The organism is Nocardia sp. NPDC041819, assembly GCF_055590505.1.
This window is the reverse complement of record NZ_JBVJAP010000057.1, coordinates 1-1,427: the sequence shown is the minus strand read 5'-3', so window position 1 is coordinate 1,427 and position 1,427 is coordinate 1. Positions and strand designations below refer to the sequence as shown.

2 protein-coding genes are annotated in these 1,427 nt (G+C 66.2%); both read left to right on the top strand.

Annotation, left to right across the window (positions count from 1 at the left end):
- The first annotated feature begins 347 nt into the window (after positions 1 to 347).
- Entirely contained in the window at positions 348 to 851 is a 504-nt protein-coding gene (locus ACZ6DL_RS38080) for a hypothetical protein (RefSeq protein WP_466058597.1), read from the top strand.
- Complete coding sequence (locus tag ACZ6DL_RS38075; RefSeq protein ID WP_466058595.1) at positions 848 to 1,198, top strand: hypothetical protein; 351 nt, start codon at positions 848 to 850, stop codon at positions 1,196 to 1,198. Before ACZ6DL_RS38080 ends, ACZ6DL_RS38075 begins: the two co-directional genes overlap by 4 nt.
- The last annotated feature ends 229 nt before the right edge of the window (positions 1,199 to 1,427 follow it).

The window sequence follows — 1,427 nt, the reverse complement described above, 5'->3', positions numbered from 1 at the left end:
GTCCTGCTCGCACTACTGTGGGCCGCGCTGTGGCTGCGCACCCACACCTACCGCAGCGGCGGAACCCTCTACTACACCCACGCCCTCGCCGAAGGCATGAGCGACCTGCGCCGCGACGCCCTCACCCAAGCCGGCGCCCACCACATGGCCCTGCGCACCCTCAGCCGCTGGATCGACCTGCCCGACAACACCAACCCCGACGGCGTCATCGACATCCACCCCGTCTGCGCCGAGATCGGCGCGAGCCTGGAAAACCTCATCAACAACGACAACCCGACACCGGCTACACCATCGCCCCCAACCTGCTGTGGCCTATCGCTCTCGCCGTCGGCACATACTTACCGCCCGTGCTCGACACCCGACTGCTCGAACTGCAATCCGCAACAGCCGCCTCCGCCACCATCCGGCTCGGCGACACCACCCCCATCACCCTCACCCACACCACCACCCAGCTCGACCCCACCGCCACACGCACCGCCCTCGTGCTGGCCTTCACCCCCAACGCCAAACACTACGACCACACCCTCCTCACCGGATTCGGCATCAACACCGCCCACATCCTCGCAGGTCCCGACGGCATACCAACCGACACGACCCCGCCCCTGACCACCAGCCAACTCGCAGCGCTGCCCCGCGCCCTCGCCGACCACCTCGAACCACTCATCACCTCCACCGACGAACGCCTCGTCATCGCCTACCTCCCCAAAACCGTCGCGCTCGCACTCGGGTGGGAACTGTCCCGCATACGCATACGGTTCTTCGCGGGCACCCACCTCATGAACTACGACCGCGGCGCCTTCGTCCCCATGCGCGTGCACCCCTCCCAACCCGCCACACCACCCACCCCATGACGCGAATCCTCAACCTCACCGCCCACCCCGTCACCATCTACAGCCCCGGCATCCAACCCCTCACCCGATTCCCGCCGACCACCCGCCCGGCACGCATCCACGAAACCCACACCCCCACCACGCCCCTCACCCACCACGGCAACGCGTTACCCCGCATTCACGTCGCCTACCGCGCCACCACCGCCGACCTCCCCGAACCCAACCCCCACACGATCCTCATCGTGTCCCGAGTACTCGCCGCCGCCTACCCCAACCGCAACGACCTCGTCTTTCCCCTCGACGAAGTCCGCGACCACGAAGGCAACATCATCGGATGCCGCGCACTGGGCACCTTCGCCGACCCGTGACAACCAAACCCGTACAGCAGCCCTCGTGCCAGACCCGAAACAGCCTCCGTCCTCGCAAGAACAACAACACAGATCACAGCACCCGTGCAGAACCGGCAAGATCAGAACAAGATCAGGATTCGGCACCCCGAGCCGCGGTGCACGCAACGTGCTACATTCACGCTGGTCCGAGACACCAAAAGACGGCAGCACTCGCAACGAGAAGCCCGACCGACAGGGCATAGAAACG